This window comes from Pirellulales bacterium, assembly GCA_019636335.1.
In the GTDB taxonomy this organism is placed as follows: domain Bacteria; phylum Planctomycetota; class Planctomycetia; order Pirellulales; family JAEUIK01; genus JAHBXR01.
In genome coordinates, this window is sequence record JAHBXR010000014.1 from 35,581 (window position 1) to 53,570 (window position 17,990).

17 protein-coding genes are annotated in these 17,990 nt (G+C 62.3%); 8 read left to right on the forward strand and 9 right to left on the reverse strand.

Annotation, left to right across the window (positions count from 1 at the left end; translation table 11 throughout):
• The first annotated feature begins 66 nt into the window (after positions 1-66).
• Complete coding sequence (locus KF708_14730) at positions 67-1,278, forward strand: hypothetical protein (GenBank protein ID MBX3413943.1); 1,212 nt, start codon at positions 67-69, stop codon at positions 1,276-1,278.
• 94 nt (positions 1,279-1,372) lie between these two features.
• Here KF708_14730 and KF708_14735 read toward each other — a convergent pair whose 3' ends face one another.
• Complete coding sequence (locus KF708_14735; protein MBX3413944.1) at positions 1,373-2,401, reverse strand: methyltransferase; 1,029 nt, start codon at positions 2,399-2,401, stop codon at positions 1,373-1,375.
• A 378-nt stretch (positions 2,402-2,779) separates the two neighbouring features.
• Between KF708_14735 and KF708_14740 the strand changes: the two genes are divergently transcribed.
• Positions 2,780-3,742 (forward strand): fumarylacetoacetate hydrolase family protein, encoded by a 963-nt coding sequence (locus KF708_14740; protein ID MBX3413945.1) that lies wholly within the window; start codon positions 2,780-2,782, stop codon positions 3,740-3,742.
• Positions 3,743-3,761: 19 nt separating this feature from the next.
• Here KF708_14740 and KF708_14745 read toward each other — a convergent pair whose 3' ends face one another.
• Entirely contained in the window at positions 3,762-5,228 is a 1,467-nt protein-coding gene (locus KF708_14745) for an NADH:flavin oxidoreductase (GenBank protein ID MBX3413946.1), read from the reverse strand.
• Positions 5,229-5,390: 162 nt separating this feature from the next.
• A complete protein-coding gene (locus KF708_14750) occupies positions 5,391-6,050 on the reverse strand; it encodes a carbonic anhydrase (protein MBX3413947.1) in 660 nt (219 codons plus the stop codon).
• 456 nt (positions 6,051-6,506) lie between these two features.
• On the opposite strand from KF708_14750, the gene KF708_14755 reads away from it, so the two are divergent.
• Both KF708_14755 and KF708_14760 read left to right on the forward strand, forming a co-directional pair.
• Positions 6,507-7,157 (forward strand): hypothetical protein, encoded by a 651-nt coding sequence (locus KF708_14755; protein MBX3413948.1) that lies wholly within the window; start codon positions 6,507-6,509, stop codon positions 7,155-7,157.
• Positions 7,158-7,170: 13 nt separating this feature from the next.
• Entirely contained in the window at positions 7,171-7,665 is a 495-nt protein-coding gene (locus KF708_14760) for a GNAT family N-acetyltransferase (protein MBX3413949.1), read from the forward strand.
• Between the two features lie 165 nt (positions 7,666-7,830).
• Here the strand turns inward: KF708_14760 and KF708_14765 are convergent, their stop codons facing one another.
• On the reverse strand, positions 7,831-8,877 hold the full coding sequence (locus KF708_14765) for an ROK family protein (protein ID MBX3413950.1): 1,047 nt from the start codon (positions 8,875-8,877) through the stop codon (positions 7,831-7,833).
• Between the two features lie 58 nt (positions 8,878-8,935).
• Positions 8,936-9,151, reverse strand: a complete 216-nt coding sequence (locus KF708_14770) for a hypothetical protein (GenBank protein ID MBX3413951.1) — start codon at positions 9,149-9,151, stop codon at positions 8,936-8,938.
• A 714-nt stretch (positions 9,152-9,865) separates the two neighbouring features.
• On the opposite strand from KF708_14770, the gene KF708_14775 reads away from it, so the two are divergent.
• Positions 9,866-10,342: a hypothetical protein gene (locus tag KF708_14775; protein ID MBX3413952.1), complete on the forward strand. Its 477-nt coding sequence runs from the start codon at positions 9,866-9,868 to the stop codon at positions 10,340-10,342.
• Between the two features lie 197 nt (positions 10,343-10,539).
• On the forward strand, positions 10,540-10,710 hold the full coding sequence (locus tag KF708_14780; GenBank protein ID MBX3413953.1) for a DUF1328 domain-containing protein: 171 nt from the start codon (positions 10,540-10,542) through the stop codon (positions 10,708-10,710).
• 205 nt (positions 10,711-10,915) lie between these two features.
• On the opposite strand, the gene KF708_14785 is transcribed toward KF708_14780, so the two are convergent.
• The 3 genes from KF708_14785 to KF708_14795 all read right to left on the reverse strand — a co-directional run bounded on the left by KF708_14785 (position 10,916) and on the right by KF708_14795 (position 13,269).
• The gene (locus tag KF708_14785; protein MBX3413954.1) at positions 10,916-11,068 is read right to left on the reverse strand and encodes a DUF3309 domain-containing protein; all 153 of its coding nucleotides are present in this window, start codon (positions 11,066-11,068) and stop codon (positions 10,916-10,918) included.
• A gap of 268 nt (positions 11,069-11,336) precedes the next feature.
• Positions 11,337-11,735, reverse strand: a complete 399-nt coding sequence (locus KF708_14790) for an Hpt domain-containing protein (GenBank protein ID MBX3413955.1) — start codon at positions 11,733-11,735, stop codon at positions 11,337-11,339.
• 37 nt (positions 11,736-11,772) lie between these two features.
• Entirely contained in the window at positions 11,773-13,269 is a 1,497-nt protein-coding gene (locus KF708_14795; protein MBX3413956.1) for a sigma-54-dependent Fis family transcriptional regulator, read from the reverse strand.
• A gap of 612 nt (positions 13,270-13,881) precedes the next feature.
• Between KF708_14795 and KF708_14800 the strand changes: the two genes are divergently transcribed.
• Complete coding sequence (locus tag KF708_14800; protein ID MBX3413957.1) at positions 13,882-14,277, forward strand: response regulator; 396 nt, start codon at positions 13,882-13,884, stop codon at positions 14,275-14,277.
• A 229-nt stretch (positions 14,278-14,506) separates the two neighbouring features.
• Positions 14,507-16,063 (forward strand): FAD-dependent oxidoreductase, encoded by a 1,557-nt coding sequence (locus KF708_14805; GenBank protein MBX3413958.1) that lies wholly within the window; start codon positions 14,507-14,509, stop codon positions 16,061-16,063.
• 60 nt (positions 16,064-16,123) lie between these two features.
• Here KF708_14805 and KF708_14810 read toward each other — a convergent pair whose 3' ends face one another.
• Entirely contained in the window at positions 16,124-17,845 is a 1,722-nt protein-coding gene (locus KF708_14810) for an HAD family phosphatase (GenBank protein ID MBX3413959.1), read from the reverse strand.
• Between the last annotated feature and the right edge of the window lie 145 nt (positions 17,846-17,990).

The following is a 17,990-nucleotide window of genomic DNA, read 5'->3' on the forward strand; positions in this document are numbered from 1 at the left end:
ATTGCCGTTGAAACAGAGACGGCGTGCAACAGGGAAGAGTTGGGTTCGCAAAGGAGTGCAGTGATCATGGCCCGCGATACCGCTTGGATTCGCAAACTGCTGATGTTGGGGACATGCACGTCGGCACTGACGTTGCCGCTGGGTGCGTGGGCCGACGAGCCGGCTGTGCTGCCTGCGGACCTTACCGCGGAGCAATTGCCCGTGGCCGAGGCCACCGAGAGCGGTGACGAAGTGGCCGAGGTCGAGGTGAACGAGGCCACCTCGGAACTGATTCAAGAACGCTTTCCTTCTGGCGCGGTGAAGATCGAACGCCGCGTCGCGCAGGACAAAGACGGCAACTATCTGAACCACGGTCCCTGGAAGATGTGGGACGAGAAGGGAACGCTGCTGGCCGAGGGTGAATATACCAACGGTCAGCGCGAAGGGGTCTGGAACCGCTGGTATCGTGCGGGCGAGGCCGAGTTGTTTGGCCAGGCTCCTTTCAACCAGTATGAAGGGCCGTTCGTCTCGCAGGCGAACTTCCACCAGGGCAAGCTGCACGGCGCCTGGACGATCTTCGACGCCAAGCAGCGCAAAATCTGCCACTTCGAATTCACCGATGGCCTGCGCCACGGCAAGCAGACCTGGTGGTTTGCCAGTGGCCAGATGATGCGCGAGATTCAATACGACCACGGGCTGGTCGAGGGGGCCTGGACCGAATGGCGCCCCGATGCCACGATCGTCGTGAAAGATACGTTTCAACAAGGTCGTCGTCTGGCGCCGAAGGTGGCCTACTACGAAGGCGACCGGAAGAAGACCGAGGGCATGTATCTGCATGCCCAGCACGTGGTCGAAACTCCGGACGACTGGTGGCGGGCCAAGCTGGCCGCCTATAAGGCCACCGGCAAGGATCAGCGCCACGGCCCCTGGACCAGTTGGTATGCCAATGGGCAGGTACAGCTCGAAGGTGAATTCGTAAACGACATCGAGTCGGGCAAGTTCACCTGGTGGTACCAGAACGGTCAGAAGTCGCTCGAAGGCTTCTACAAGGATGGCAAGCAACATGGCCGCTGGAGCTGGTGGCATCAGAACGGTCAGAAGTCGTCGCAGGGGGACTTCCTGGCCGGGCATCAGCAAGGCCGCTGGTTCTGGTGGCAGGAAAACGGCAAGGTCGCCAAGGCGGCCGACTACGGCGACGGCCAACACGGCGAGGAGTCGGTCGCCGGTCTGCCGAAAGGACCGGAAGTCGAAGGCAGCCCTATCCGAGAGGATAATTCGTCGAGCAGACTGCGTTTTTAAGCAATGCGGGCTGAACGAGGGGTGAAACACGAACGCCCGCCGAGTCTTCGGCGGGCGTTTCTGTTCGGTTGAGCAACTTGTGCGCGGAGTGCGCCTAATCGACCGGCGCCCCTTCGATCACGGCACTCGACGAACGGGTTGGGACGATGCGCAGCAACTCGAAGCCTGCGCGGGCGTACAATTCGCGGAACTCGGCCTCGGTCCGTTCGCCGCCGCCGGTCATCACCAGCATGTTCAGATCGGCGAACTTGCCGAAGTCATCGGCATTCGGCCCTTGCAAGACTTGCTCGACGAGCAGGAGCCGGCCGTTGGGGCGTATCGCGCGACGCACGTTGCGCAGGATTTGCACGCTCTGCTCGTCCGTCCAGTCGTGAATCACCGTCGCCAGCAGGTAGGCGTCTCCCCCCGCGGGCACGGACTGGAAGAAATCGCCCGGAGCCGTGTGGCAACGCTCGGCCACGCCGCGCGCCTCGAGGTGAGGTTCGGCCCCGGCGACGACGTCGGGTTGATCGAACAGGACGCCCCGTAGCTTGGGGTTGGCTCGCAGGATGGCGCTCAACAAGGCGCCGTGCCCTCCGCCGATGTCGACGATCGTTTCGAACGGCGTGAAATCGTAGGCATCGACGACGGCCACGTGGACATTGCTCGACAGTTCCGTCATGGCGCGATTGAAGACGTCGGCCGCTTCCGGATGGGCCTGGAAGTAGTCGAACACCGGCACGCCGAAGGTCTCGTTGAAGGCGATGCCTCCACTTTGCACCGCGCCCAGGAGATTGCCCCAGGCGCCGTAGTGATGGTTCTCGCCGAGCATGATGGCGGCATAACGTAGCGAGTGGGACGCGTCGGTGCGCAGCAACTCTGCCAACGGCGTGAGCTGAAACTGCTCGTCGGACAATTCCTCGAAGACGCCAACGACCGCCAGCGCGCGCAGCAGGCGGTAGAGCGAACGCGGATGCGCATTGGTTTCCGCTGCCAGCTCGCTTGCCGAACGGGGCCCTTCGGCCAGCAAATCGGCAAGGCCCAGCCTGGCCGCGACCGAGATCGTCTGCGCGACCCAGCCGCCGGTGACAAGCTTCATCAATTGGCGCGGGGCCTGGCCGGCATCGGTGGTGGGAGCGATCACGCGAGTTCCTTCGCTCTAGCAGCCTGTTGAAAAATGCCCTCGTGGCTTTTTTCAACCTCGCCAAGTGCGGAGCAAAGCTCCACACGGCTCGCAAAATAACGACTGACGTCGCTATTTTGTCATCGCATCCCTGCGATGTCGCAGTCCGTTGAGTTTTTCAACGGATTGCTAGAGTGCTTCAAGGCAACAGGGTTTTAGCGTAAAGGCGCAGGCACGCAAAGATGGTGGCGGGGGAATCAGGCCCGGGTGGTAGTCTCTGGCTTGCTGCGGTTGGAATTCCTACGTTGCCAGTCTCTTGCGAGAGGACGTTCTGAGGCGATACGCTGTTGGGCACAGGTTCTCCAGGGAAAGTCGAGCGCAAGGCGAGGGTTGAAGCTCATGCGAGTCTGTCGATTTACGCAAGGTGGCACGGCGCAAGCGGCGTTGTACAACGAGAAGTACCTGGTACCACTGGCCGCCGGCGCCAAGGCCTACACCGATGCCACGCATGAGGAACTTTCGCTGCCGGCGGGGGATGACCTGCTTGCCCTGTTGCCCCCCGACGGCACGGCGCACGCCGCCGTTCGCAAGTTGGCCGATTGGGTGGCACGGAGCGAAGGCAATCTACCCGCTCCGGCCAAGCTCGCCACGGCCGACGTGCAACTGCTCGTGCCGATTCCCCGGCCGAACAAGCTCTTCCTGCTGGCCGGCAATTACAACGAGCACATTCAAGAAGGAGGTGGCAAGGCCACCGAACGGGAGACCACGTTCCCCTACGTCTTCATGAAGCCGCCCAGCACCACGCTGACCGACCCGGGCAAGCCCGTGCTGATTCCGAGCGTCTCTCCCTATGCGATCGATTGGGAGTTGGAGCTCGCCGTCGTGATCGGTCGCCAGGCCAAAGGGGTCTCGGCCGACCAGGCGCTCGATTACGTGTCGGGTTACACCGTGGTCAACGATATCTCGAATCGAAAATTCCGGCCGAATCCGCATCGCGTCGAGCGCGAAAAGGACAAGTTCTTCGACTGGCTGCACGGCAAGTGGCACGACAGCTTCTGCCCTTGCGGCCCGTGCATCACGTCGGCGGCCGATCTTCCCGATCCGCAAAAGCTCGAGCTGAAGCTGCGCGTGAACGATGATTTGAAGCAGGACGCCTCGACCGCGCAACAGATCTTCAGCGTGGCGCAGGTCGTCGAGTTCATCTCGAGCATCGTTACGCTCGAGCCGGGCGACATCATCTCGACCGGCACGCCCGCGGGCGTCGGTAGCGCCAAGGGGACATTCCTCAAGCCGGGCGACACGCTCTATGCCTCGATCGAGGGCATCGGCACGCTCGAATCTCCCGTCGTGGGAGAGAGCTAACTACCACATGCCGGCCTGCCTAATGGCCGGTCGGACCGGTGGCTTTGATTCGCTGTTTGGCCGCGGCGAGCTGGTCGGCCTCGGGCAAGGCCTTGTAATACGCATCGAGCGGGTAGCACCCCGAGGGTAGTGCGTTGCGCGGCGCCGTGGTGCAATCGCTAAAGGTGCGGCAGACGAGCTTCCGCGCGAGAAGCCCTTCGGCGAGCGATGCGGCGGGCAGATCGGGATACGACAGCACCATGCGGCCTAATCCGACGGCATCGACCCAGCCTGCCCGCACGACCCCCTGGGCGACGTGGGGCAGATAGTCTTGCAGGTAGGAATAGCCGGTGCCGACCAGGGGCAGATCGGGGAGCGCTTGCTTGAGGGCACGCGTGGCGTGGATTTGTCGGCAGACCCCCACCAGCGGATCTTCGGGGGGCTGATAACCATCGCTGGGCGGAAAGATCGCCGGCCGCTGCACGTGGGGATTGTAGTAGGGACTGCCGCACGAAACGTTCACCGCGACCACGCCCGCTTGTTGCAGGCGGCGGAGCAGCTCGAGCGGCTCGGTCAGGTCGAGCTCACGCGGATCGTCGGCACGGCAGCCGAAGCCGTAGTGGTACGGCAAGTAGGACCCGTACTCCATCGGCCGGCCCACTTCGCGGCTGGTCACGTAGGGCACGGTGTCGAACGCGCTCAGCCGCACCCCGACCATGAGGCCGGGGTACTCCAGCCGCACACGCTCGATGATCGTCATCAGCACGCGCGTGCGACCGGCCAGATCTCCGCCGAAGCGTCCTGGCCTGGTGCGGGCGCTCAAGAACTCGTGCAGCAGATAGCCGTGACACGCCTTGACGTCGACGAAGCGAAAGCCAACGTCGTGCGCGAGACCCGCCGCGGCGACATAGCGATCGATCAATCGCTCGAGCTCGTCATCGGTCCACACCACACGGTCGTCCGCGGGATCGATGCCGAACTTCGCGTCGAGCAGCGGATGATGGTAGGCGATGCGCGGTTCGAGGCGCGCTCCGGTGGGACGGCAAAAGCGGCCCGAGTGCGTGAGCTGCAGGCCGACCAGCAGATCGTCGGTCGTGCCGAAGCGAGCGTGATGTTCCTCGGTGAGCGTCGCCAGCAATTGCGCGAGACCGGCACGATTTTCGGGCGTGGCGAGCGTTTGATTCGGATTGGCGCGACCATCGTGCTGCACGGCGGCGGCCTCTCCACCCCAGATGAGCTTGGCGCCGCTGCGCCCGAAGTGACGCCAGCGGCGCAGTGTCAGGGGGGACGGCGTGCCGTCGAGATTGGCATCCCAGCCTTCCATGGGATGGATGCACCAACGATTTCCGACGTGCATCGTGCCGATCGTCAATGGCTGTGCCAGGGGCGAGTCTTCACTGGCCCGCAGGATCGACTCGTCGATCGGCAGGTCCTGGCCCAGCTCGGCGAGCCGCGCGCGCAGCGCGGCCACGCTCTTCAATTGCGCGACTTTGGGATACTCGGCCAAGGCTCGGGTCCTGACTGCGGTGACAAGGCAGGGTCACGCAGAGGCTAGCCGATGGCCGGGGAGCAAAGCAAGCACGAGAGGCTCCCTCGGCGCGTTCAGCCGGACGACGAGCGCCGGATCCACAAGCCAGGACGACCGGTTGCGGCCCGAGGCGCGTCGGGCCTAAATCGCGAGACTGGAGGCGTTCTGCGGCTCGGTGACGCCTTCGGCGCCCAGCGGCAGGAACTGGCCGGACTCGCTGTCGTAGTAGAACACCTCGCCCGTCTCGAGCTTATAGACCCAACCGTGCAGGTTGAGCGTGCCCTGAGCCAGTCGCGCGGCAACGGCCGGATGAGTGCGCAGGTTTTCCAACTGCACGAGCACGTTTTCTTCGATCGTGGTCATGAGTTTGGCACGTCCCGTTCGGTCCGCGTACTTCTCGCGGACGATTTGCCGGGTGGCCTCGGCGTGACGCAGCCATTCGGTGAGCGTCGGCATTTCGGTCAACAGCTCGGGCTGGATGAGGGCCTTCATCGCGCCACAGTGCGAATGCCCGCAAACGATGATATCGCGGATGCCGAGTCCCTTGATCGCGAACTCGATCGTGGCGGCCTCGCCGCCGCCGGGCGCGCCATAGGGGGGGATGAGGTTGCCCGCATTTCGCAGAATGAACAGTTCGCCCGGTTCGGTCTGGGTGATCAGATTCGGATTGATGCGCGAATCGGAGCAGGTGATGAAGAGGGCCTCGGGTTGCTGACCAGCCGCCAGACGCTCGAACAAATCGCGATGCTCGCCAAAGACATTTTGCTGGAATTGGTGGAGTCCGGTGATCAGCTTTTGCATTCATTGCTCCCTAGGCGGACTACGTCTCGGTCGTGACGCATTGGCACTTTTTTCTCTCACGGTCATCATCGGAGTCTCGTCCATGCTGAACAAATAGAACTCTGATGTTGTATCGATAGAAAATTCCTATGAGTGGACGAGTGTCGTGGAGCGCCTTAGCGAGGAGCAATCCTTCCGGGCATCCGTGAAGGGGGAGTTCGGCGTTTCGAGCAGCCCTTTCGTCGGTTGAGGGCTGCGGAGGACGGGGCGGGCCGGGCAGTGCTGGGGCCGGTCATGGCAGGCCAATCCGCGGAAGCATGTTTCACAGTTCACCTCGGCGGCGCGTTATAATTCTAGGGAGAGCGAGCCTTCTGTATTGGGAATGAACTGCCGACTGCGACTGCCAGCCTGCGGTTGGGAAAAATGCCGTTGTTTGTACGTGAACGAAATCCGTCACCCTCGAGGGGAGCACCTGCCATGATCACGAAGCACAAACTTTGGTTCGCATCTCTCTTGGCTCTCTGCCTGCTGACGACGGCCGCTTGCGTCGAGTCGAAACATGCGCTTTCCGATCCAGACACCTCGCCGCAGGTGCCCGAGTTGTACGGCCTGTGGACGATGTCGAACGCCTCGGGGGACGTGAGTTATGTTCATATCGGGGCTGGCGTCGATACTTCGGTCGATCCCGCGCAGCCGCCAGAGGCGGGGTTGATGCAGTTCTTGCTCGTGACACACAACGGCGCCGCGCAGGCGACGCAACCGGGCAGCATCCGGCTGACGAAGCCCTTTGGCTTCCGCTTCTTCGTGACCGAGATCGAGGGCCAGAGCTATGCGACCTGCGTTCCCGATCCTGAACCCGGCAAGCCGCACAGGCTGCCGACGGGCTATTTCTTTCTGAAGTACCAGCTCGACGGCAATCGACTCGACGTTTGGGACATGAACAACGAGGCGACGGCCGCCGCGATCGAGGCGGGTAAGCTCGGCGGTACCGTCGAGCGCGAAGCGGGACGTCTCAAACGCGTGGTCATCACCGACCGTGCCGATAAGATCTCCAAGTTTCTGGCCAGTGGTGGCGCCGCCGACGTTTTTCCCGACAGCGGCAAATCGACCTACGAGCGTATGAAGTAAATCGGAGCGGCGTATGTCCCGCGCGAGCACGCCGATTGCCAGCCCCACGACCTATCCACGGCTGCGCACCGTGGAGCATGGGGATCGTGTCGAGTGGCTGCGGATGCGAAAAGCACTTTGGCCCCAGGTGTCGGAAGAAAAGCACCTCGTCGAGATGGGCAATTATCTCGGCGTCGTCGGCCAGGACTCGGGGCTGGTCGTCTTGGTGGTCGTTTGCGATAAGTTGCGGTTGGGGGGATTTCTCGAAGCGTCGTTGCGTCCCTACGCCGAAGATTGCGAAACGCATCCCGTCGGCTACATCGAAGGTTGGTACATCGACGAAGAACTGCGCCGCCAGGGTTGGGGGCGCGCGCTGGTACACGCCGCCGAACATTGGGCGAAAGAGAATGGCTGCCGGGAGATGGCTTCAGACGCGGTGCTGGGGAACGAAATCAGCTTCCGCTCGCACCTCGCGCTGGGCTACGAGGAATCGTCCCGCGTGATACACCTGCGCAAGTTCTTGCCTTGAGCCGGCCGTCGTCGACGTACCAGCGCTGTCTGTCTACGCGTGTAGACCCCGTGACGCATCAATACCCCTCCGGAGCGGCTTACGCACTTTGGGTAGCGTTTCAAACGAAATGGATGCGCATGGGTTGCGATGCGAGAAGCAAAAGAACGTGCCGTTTGATGCTCGTTAGACCAAACGCCATTCTCCCGAGGCGGCTGAGGCGCCGGGTAGCGAGACGTCGCCCCACTGAGTGCGCACGTCATCGACGTGCCACAAGCGGAATCCGCCACGAAATGCCGTAAGGTTGTGCCCCATGCGCGCGCCGGGGGGCAGGAGCTTTACTTCCTTGGAATTTCCCCCTCCTAGCACGACGTAGTCCGCGGCGAAGGCGCCCATCAGCGCCGGCACGATCTCGGCAATGGCGGCGCGCCAATCCTTCTTGCCGAGTTGCGTCATGCCGCGACGCCCCAGCGTCTCGCCGAGGTTGCGCTCGTCGCGATAGGGAAGTTGCCCCAGTTCGAGATTGATGAGCACGTTGTTGGCGATGAGCGCGGAACCGAGTCCGGTGCCCAAGCCAAGAAACAACATGCGTCCTCCTTCATAGCTGCCGAGCGCCTGCATCGAGGCATCGTTGATGATGCGCACCGGCATGCCGAAGGCCGCCGTGAAATCGAAGCCGACCCAGCCCGACGCGAGGTTGCCCGGTTCGGAACGCGGTCCGTTTTCTCCGACGAGCCCTGGGAAGCCGATCGAGATGGCCTCGTATTCCCAGCCGACCGCCAACTCTTGCACGGCCTTCACCATTTTGGCGGGCGTGAGTCGCTTGCCCGAGGTCATCTTGCGCGGCTCGGTGTGTCCCGTGGCGAGCGCCTTCAGCTTGGTGCCGCCAATATCGAGTACCAGGATCTTGGAAGGGGGCGCCAGATGGTCCTCGTTGTCTTCGCTCTGGTCATCCTCCGCGGCGGCCTCCTTGGATTCCGACTTGTCGGCCGATGCGCGTTCTTTCTGCTCTCCCTTCACGGCGATCGACTCCTGGTCGGAGTCATCCTCTTCCTCGTCGCGATCCGATCGAGCGGACCGCTTGGCCCCTTTGCGTTTTTTACGTGGCGGCCGTGCTTCGTTCGCTACCGATTTCTTTTTCTTGGACTTTGCACGCGAAGTCGCGGCGGGAGGATTCACCGCCACGGTCACATCGCCGATACCGGTCGTGGAATCGAGAGGATTGTGTAGCACGTGAAGTCGCTCCGGTGGTGTTGGGCGAATCAGGCTGATCGCTGAGAAGCCACGAGGCCTAGCGCGTGCTGCTCGAGGAGTCGACCGCCTGTTTGACGGCGTCGGCTCCCTCGTGAAGGACCTCTTTGGTCTTTTCGATCGCCTTATCGGCGTCGGCCTTCACTTCGTCCTTGTTCAGTTGAATCGTCGAGGTGCCGTCGTCATTTCGGAAGGAAAGCCAACCCAAATAAAACATTCCGGCGATCAGCAGGATGATGATGAGCAGGCGTCGCATGGGAGGAACCTTTCAGAGGGGGGAGTGGTGGTGGCCGGCTCGACGCGGGACGCTCTGGCTTGGCCAGTGACGTCCGCGGAGCCGCGCTGATTTGTTGGAAAGCAAATCCTGTTCCGCTGTGTTCGACACGGTACGCGCAGCGCCAGCGCGCGTTGAGGCTCGCACGCGATGTCGGGGCAGACTCGCCGAAGGAGGACTCGCGAGCGAAACGCGCGAGTTGCAGGCTCAGGCCAAACGCGCGGAACGTCCTGAAGAGGGAGTGAATCTGCTGAAGGAAGCGGTAGCGTAGACGAAGTAACGCGCTACGCTTGCTGCCAAATGCGCCGGCCGGGAGCGGCGCATAAAAAAGGCCGCTGGCGGGGCAGGAACCAGCGACCAGAGGAAGCAAAGGTCTTGCGACCCTTGCCAGCTCCACCGAAAGTTTACGCAGAGTCTTCGCTGCGGGCAACTGTCTTTTTTCATGAACTTGCCAAGTATCAGGCCTGGCGCGCGAGCGGGCTCGGTACGAAGTTGTCCTCTCCCCGCGGCGCGTTCGCTTCCCCCCTCTGCGACACCGGCACTCGCTTTGCTTCTCTGGAAGAGGCGGTGTTCCATTCAGTTCATAGGCGCGTCATCGCGAGTAACACCTATCGGGGGACGCGCACTTTTTCGGGAAAGGCGCTACCTATGTCCACTACACTACCTCGTCCGATTCGTGTGGGGATCTTTGATTCGGTGGCTAACGTTCACACCGCGATTCGTGGATTGCTCCAGGCGGGTTTCACCGAAGATCAGATCACCGTGGTTTGTTCCGACGAAGAGAAGGTTTCCTCGCTGCGCAACTTCGAACATCAGCACCCGTCGGGCAGCTCTACTCCCTTGTTTGCCTCGACGGGGGGCGTGATCGGCGCGACGCTGAGCGGCCTGGCCGCATTTGGGGGGACTTTGGCCAGCGGAGGCGACCCGGGGCTCGTGCTCGCGAGTAGTGGTCTCGCCACCTGGACGGGCGGAATCCTAGGTGGTCTGGTTGGAGCCATGATGACCCGCGGCATCGAAAAAGAACTGGCCAACTACTACAGCCAGGCCGTGCAAGAGGGAAAGATCATCGTGGCGGCCGAAGATATGAGCGAGCATCCCGAAGCGCACCTGCGTCAGGCCGAGGAGATTCTGGCCGCCGCCGGCAGCGAGCCGATCGCCCTGCCCGAGGGGTAGCGATTCTGCTTCAACGGCTGCTGGTGAGCAGGCCCTCAGTGGGTGCGACTGCCCACGGATTGAAATCCTATTGGAAGCAGAGGAATTCACCCACTGGCACGCCACGTGCATTAATCGCTGGGTGAAGGTCGCGCGTCGCGTGCTGAGACATTCGGTAACGACTGCGAACCACCTAACCCGTCCTAAGGAGTTTCATCATGTTGCACTGGGCCCTGGTATTCCTGGTCGTCGCCCTCGTGGCGGGCTTGTTTGGTTTCACCGGCATTTACGTCGCGGCAGCAGGTATCGCGCGAATTCTGTTCGTGGTGTTCCTGGTGTTGTTCCTCGTGAGCCTGATTAGTGGCCGTATGCGTGGTCCGGTAGCGTAGTGATACGTTGCCCGACAAAAAAGCGACGGTCGCGAACCGCGTCGCCTGGCTCCCCAGCCAATCGACGCGGTTTTTCTATGCGCCAGAGGAACGGAGATGGAAATGTGGCGAGGTGGTGCTGCCGTGGACTAAACGCGATGCCGAGCGAGCGGCTCCGCAGCCACGTCTTGAGCCTGACTGCGGAGCAGGAGGCGGACAAGTGCCGTTAAATGCCGCCGAGCAGAACGAGCACCAGAATGATGATTAAAACGAGGCCCAAGCCGCCGCTCGGGTAATAGCCCCAACGACGGCTATAGGGCCAGGTTGGCAGGGCGCTCAGCAACAGCAGCACCAGAATGATGAGCAGGATCGTTCCCATGGTTTCTGTCCTTGTCGGAGTTCGAGCGCGTCGCAGCTCGAACGTCGCGCTGCAGGGCGCTTGGTCGTACTCTTGCTCATGCACGTGGCATGCCAACGATCTTACCGACGAGTTTCGCATCGCCTTGCTCGTGGGGCGTAAGGTTGAGTGGCACGGACGCCTTCATGTTGAGCGCAGCCACAATCAATATGGCCTTAGCACAAACGGCGTTCGCCAAGGCACCCTCGAGACAGACATGGCGGAATAAGTGGCGGAATAAATTGGGACGCTAGCGAGACGACGCGCCACGATCGAGATAGGTCGCCAACTCTTGTTCCGCAGACTGCATGGCGTGCTGCAGGTCGGACAGGACTTTCTGCGCCCCCGTCGTAACCCGGGCGCGTCCGAGATCCTCGAGCTCGTGAGCGCACTCGGCGACGCGTTCGGCGCCGCAGGTAGCCGCCAGCCCTTTCACGGCGTGCGCGCTGTAATGCATGGCGGCTGCATCGTCGTTTTGCACGGCGGTTTCGAGCGCCGCGTATTGTCCCGAGACGCCCTGAAATAAGGCGTATAAGAGATCTTTGTAGATTTCGACATCGCCACCGAGTCGCTCGATGGCCACTTGGGGATTGCAAGCCTGCTTCGAAGCACCAGAGCCTTCCATCACCGCCGATCCTTTATGCTGCATGCTCTGGTAATCCGAGGTCTTCATCCCGCGACGGTACTTATTCGTCCGGCGGTGAAGTCTCGGCGGGGCGTGGATGATGATTCGTCGATGGTTCGGCATTGCTGACGCCGACGACGAAGTCGAGCGTGATGCCGAGTCGGCGAATCTTGTTGCGCAGGCTGCCGCGGGTGATCCCCAGGATCTTGGCAGCCTGCGACTGGTTGCCGTGCGTCTGTTGCAGCACCTGAGTCAACAGACGCCGTTCGAGGAACTCGAGGGCCTCTTCGTACAGTCGCGTCGAGCCGGCCTGCAAGCGTTCTCCGACGAACGTCTCGAGGGGGCTCGAGGCAGCGGCCTGCGGCGCCGCCGTCTGTGTGCGTTTCTTGGCGGTCACCTCAGGGGGGAGAAACTGCGGCAGCAGCACCGGACCGGTCGAACGCAGAATCGCCTGCTTGACCACATTCTGCAATTCGCGAATGTTGCCAGGCCAGTCGTAGGATTTGAGCATTTCGATCGTCTGCGGCGCAATGTCGGTGACGTTCTTGCCGAGCTGCGGACCTAGCCGGCGCAGCAGGTGTTTGGTCAGCAGAATCAGGTCGTCCCCCCGATCGCGGAGCGGAGGAAGCGAGATCGTGAATCCGGTGAGTCGGTAGTATAAGTCGGCGCGGAAGGTCCCCTCGGTCACCATGGCCTCGAGATCGCGATTCGTCGCCGCCAGGATACGCACGTCGGTGGTGATCGTCTGGTTGCCGCCGACGCGCTCGAATTGCTGTTCTTGCAGCACGCGCAGTACTTTGCTCTGGACGAGGGGCGTCATGTCGCCGATCTCGTCGAGGAACAACGTGCCTCCGGAGCATTGCTCGAACTTGCCGATGCGGCGGCTGTCGGCCCCGGTGAAGCCCCCTTTTTCGTGGCCGAAGAGTTCGCTTTCGAGCAGGGGCTCGGGGATCGCCGCGCAGTTGACGGCCAGGAACGGTCCGGAGGCGCGCGAGCTATGCTGGTAGATCGCCCGGGCGATCAATTCCTTGCCCGTGCCGCTCTCGCCGTAGATCAACGTCGTGAGATTCTGCGAGGCGACGCGGCCGATTTGCTTGTACACTTCCTGCATGGCGGCACAGCGGCCAACGAGCAGATCGCTCGTTTCACCGTCGTCTTCGCCATCTGGCCCCATCGCGACGGGCACACGCATCAAGCGGCGGATCTCGATCGCCTGGGCGATGATCTGTCGCACGCGTGGAAAGTTGAGTGGCTTGGTCAGATACTCGAAGGCACCCAAACGCATCGCCTCGATGGCGGTATCGCTCGTCTGATCCGAGGTGATGAAGATCACCGGCAAATGGGGATCGCGCTCGCGAATATGCTTGAACGTGTCGAGTCCGGAGGCGTCGGGCAACATGATATCGAGCAAAACGACGTCGGGCCGCTGCTCTTCGAGCAGTTGCAGGCCGCGGTTCGTCGATTCGGCCACCATCACCGAGATCTGCTCGTCGCTCAGGAGCCGGGTGAACACCTGCTGCATCGCCGGGTCGTCATCGATCACAAGAATCGTGGACATGGTTCTGCGGAAAGGTGGGGGATTCGAGGAAGCTGCCAGGGGGGCTTGATCGCTGCTCAGATTGAGCCGGTCACTCGGCTCTGCCAACGAACTACTCGTAGAAGACATTTCGTTTTGCACCCGCTTGCTCGTGGTCAGCACGGCAGGACAAATTGGCTTGCTCGACGCAAACCGTTGGCCGCTCCCGTTATAATGGCTGTCCGACGCGCCAGACAGCGAAACAGAAGTCCGTCCGACGCAGAATCCGTGCCACAGACCGAAATCTATTCTTTCGATTGACGTCGATGTGCATAACTCTTAACCGCCAAAAGGACTTCTGATCGCCCAGTCGGGTTCCATCTCACCCGGCACGCCATTGTACAGCGGCAACACCTTAGTGGTTTCTGCGCGACCAGTGTGGTTTGTTGAAAACCAAGCGCGCGTCCGCTTCGTGAGTCCGAACAAGCACTTAAGGCCTGAACTTCCACACTTTAAGTGGGATATGGAAAGTTAGGCGGTCGGCACGATCATTGCTCTTTAACTGGCAACCTTTCTGATCGTTGACCGTGTGGATCGGTACTCGATGCATGGGTCGTTCCTGTTTCCCGAATCGTAGCGCGCGGAGCCTGCCAGGTGGAAGCCACGAAGATCCTAGTCGTTGATGACGATCCGCAGCTTCGCGCCGTGATGGCAAAAAAGCTGAGCGAGCTCGGTTACGACGTCGATACCGCCCCCGACGGTGTGGCCGCCCTGGAGAAGGTGCGCGGACAACCCTTCGAGCTCGCCGTGCTCGACTACCAGATGCCGGGGTTGAATGGGATCGAGTTCTTTCAAGCCGCGCGGCGCATCTCTCCTCATCTGCTGGGAGTCTTTGTGACCGCGCACGCCCGGCTCGAGACGGTCTACTCGGCGGTCGATGCAGGCATGTCCCGCGTGCTGGCGAAGCCGGTCGATTTCACCGAGCTCGGACAGATCATCGAAACCTGTTTGGGCCAGGCGCGCGAAGGCGATTTGAACGCCTCCACCTAGTGCGGATCGATCCTCGCGCGCTACGGATGGCGTGAGCGCGTTACGACCAATTCGGGTGCGCTGCGACGTGCCTGGTCGGCGCGCGGACACCGATGTGCTTCTGCCATTTCCTCGTCTTGTCGCGCCGCGCGCTCGGCACACCGATTGCTTTATGTGTCTGCGTCAGGCGGTTGAGTCCATCCCTCTGGGAGCACAAGCATCCGCCACGTCACGGAACGAGGAGTCAGCGATGGATACCCCCTTCTGGAAATACGAACGCCTGCCGCAGTTTCCACGCGTCACCGACAACCATGCGGTCGACGTGGTCATCGTCGGCGGCGGCATTGCCGGTCTCACCACGGCTTATCTGTTGAAGCAGTCTGGTCTGCGCGTGGCGGTACTGGAAAAAGGTCGTTGCGGCGGAGCGGAAACCGGTTTCACCACGGCGCATCTCAGCTACGTGACCGATCTGCGCCTAACGGCCGCAGTCGAGAGCTTTGGCCGTACCGGCGCGCAAGCGGCCTGGGCCGCGGGTCAGGCCGCCCTCGAGCAGATCGCAAGAATCGTGGCGGAGGAAGAAATCGAGTGCGAATTCCAGTCGGTGCCAGGGTTCCTGCACAGCGCACTACACGGCGTCACCGACGAACGGTCCAGCCTGCAGGCCGACGCGCAGCTCGCGCGGGAACTCGGTTTCGAGGCCGAATACCTCGACAGCGTGCCGATCGTCCGGCGGCCAGGAGTGGGCTTTGCCAACCAGGCGAAGTTCCATCCGCTCAAGTATCTTGCCACGCTCGTGCAACGCATCGACGGCGACGGCAGCTTCATCTTCGAGGACAGTCAGGCCGAGGAAGTCGTTGACCAGCCGTTGGGGGTCCGCTCGGGCGGGCACAAGATCTCGTGCGGCCACGTGGTAATCGCCACCCACACGCCCTGGACGGGCAAGAGCAGTTTTGCCAGCGCGACGCTGCTCCAATCGAAGCTCGCTCCCTACTCGACCTACGCGATCGCCGCGCGTCTGCCCTATAGCTCGCTGCGTGAATCGTTGTTCTGGGATACCTCGGAGCCGTACTACTACCTCCGTATCGATCGGCTGGGGGACGATTGTCGCGCCATTTTCGGCGGCAACGATCATAAGACCGGCCAGGCCCGCGATCCCTTCGATCGATTTCGCCAGTTGGAGCAAACCTTGATGGCCTGGTGGCCTCGCTCGCAGCCCTACGCGCGCTGGTCCGGCCAGGTGATCGAAACCTACGACCGTCTTCCCTTCATCGGCGAGACGGCTGAACGCCAGTTCGTCGCCACCGGTTTTTCCGGGAACGGGATGACCTTCGGCACGTTGGGAGCCATGATGGCACGCGATGCGATCACCGGGACTCCGAACCCTTGGAAGGAGCTGTTCAGTCCGCAGCGAAAGACCCTCTCGGCCGGCTGGGAGTACGTGAAGGAGAATTTCGACTATCCCTACTACATGCTGAAGGACCGTCTGCCGGGCAATCTGCCCCAGACCGTGGACGACGTGCAGCCTGGTGAAGGACGTATTGTCAACTGCGACGGCCGGCGCATGGCTGCCCATCGCGACGACAAGGGCAAACTGACGCTCCTCTCTCCGATTTGCACGCACATGGGCTGCATCGTCCACTGGAACGCCAGCGAGCGGACCTGGGACTGCCCCTGTCACGGCTCGCGTTTCCAAGCGACTGGCGAAGTGATGTCCGGACCCGCCACGAGGAATCTCGAGCCGCAGTCGCAAGACAACGCCGAGGCGTGCCGAGATCATACGCCGCGCCGGCGCGTCTCGGGGACTTGACGGTGCTTGGCTGATGGCCGCGCAAACTCACGGTGAGGCGACGGTCCGAAAACCGGCCGGTTATGCCTTCGCGTCGGGCAAGGTATAGCGGGCCTCGATCAGCGACGCGATGGCGCCGCGGCTATCTGCCGGCGAGAGCTCCGATTGCTGCTCAATCGCCGCCACCTCCTCGCCGAGCGCCTCGTCGTGCAGGACATCGCGAAACCAAGTGGAGTAGTCCGCCTGGCGCAGATGATGCGTCCAGGTGTCGTCGTCGATGCCCGACGCCAGTTCCAGGAAGCTCTTCAAGTTTGCGGCGCGCAGCTTGAGCTTGCCCTCGGGACCACGGAAGAAGAAGGATCGCTCTGGCGGTAGCTCGCCGTCGACGGCCAGGCGGTGATGACGCGACCGCTCTACCTTGGCCCGGGCCATGCGAGTCACGAAGGGGGCCTGGCCCAAGCCGCGGTTCCAGATGAGTGCCTCGCCCGGTGCCAAGGGAGCGACGACGCCTTCCACTTTGATCTTAGCGGCGTCTGCTACCGCTTGCATGATTCGGTTGGCACGTTCGCCAACCGCGACGACGTAGTCGAGTTCCTTCAGCACTTCGGCGCCGAGCAGTTTCGCATCGTCCGTGACGAGGAACAACCCCTTCGTGCGGTGGGTCCAATCGGCATCTGCCAGCTTGGCCGTCGACGGCAATACCAGATGCGCATCGTAGACGATCAGTACGTGCGGCCGGCCGGCGCGCGTCCGTTTGTCGGCGATCTGCGCCGCGAGCGCGGCAAACCACGCCGGCCGCTCGTGATGCGAAAGGGCGGCCAGGTTCAGCACGACGCTCTGGGTTGGCTTCTGCCACAGCTTGGCGACTTCTTCCAGATCGGGCGCCCCCTGCACGCTGCCGATAACGACGGCGCCGGGCAGCGAGATGAGATCCCCCTCGGGATCGATCGCGCAGAATTGATAGCCGTGATGGGTAAGTTGTTCGACATAGGCGCCGGCGATGGGCGTTTTGCCACTTCCCGAGGTACCGGCCAGCAGGACATTGACTCCTTGGGCGGGCAAGAAGAAGTCCTGTCCGTCCGCTACCAGGTTCCCCAGCGGCAAATGGTGGCGCGTGATCTGAGCAGACAACTCGCTCAGGTCGCTGGCGACGAGTCGATCGATCAATTCGGCCACGCCGCCGCCATGGTCACCCACGGTCACGAGATCGGCGCGTTCTTTCAGCATCGGCACTGCGTTGGCCACGGCGACCCCCACCTCGGCGGCGTCGAGCAGCGCGTGATCGTTCTCGGCGTCTCCCACGGCGACTACGTTGTGTCGCGAGATGCCGAGTTCCTCGAGTGCGGCCGCCAGTCCGCTGGCTTTGTTCACGCCGGGGGGCAGTACCATGACCGCCCCCTTATTGAAAGTCACCTGCAGCTCGAGGCCGAGATCGCGAATGGTCGCGAGCACGACGGTCTCGTGCGGTTCCCAGGTGGCGATAATGACGTGCCCCACGTCCATCGGCGCCACTCCCCGGTCGGTCAGCGCCGCCGCGAAGGTATCGCCGGGGCGTTCGGCCAAAGGGTGTAATTTTCGCGTGGCGGGATGATGGAGCAAGGCCCCGTTCTCCGCCACGATCCACTCGAAGAGATCGAAGCGATCGAAGACGGTGGCCAGCTCTTCGAGACGGCGTCCTGTCACCATGAGCAGCTTGCGCCCCGAGGCACGGCAACGCTCGAGCGCCGCGATTGTCGCGTCGTCGACTCGGCCATGCAGCGCCAAGGTGCCGTCGTAGTCGCAGGCCAGAACCAGGTAACGCATCGACGTCGCCTCTTATGTCGACAATTCGAGTTCGATCGACCAGGCTAACTGTACCTGGTGCAAATCCAGTCACTCCGTGCAACTCGAATGCCGTCCTTTCAGGAAGCGATCAAACTGGATACATGGCTGTCAGTCCAAGGTAGAC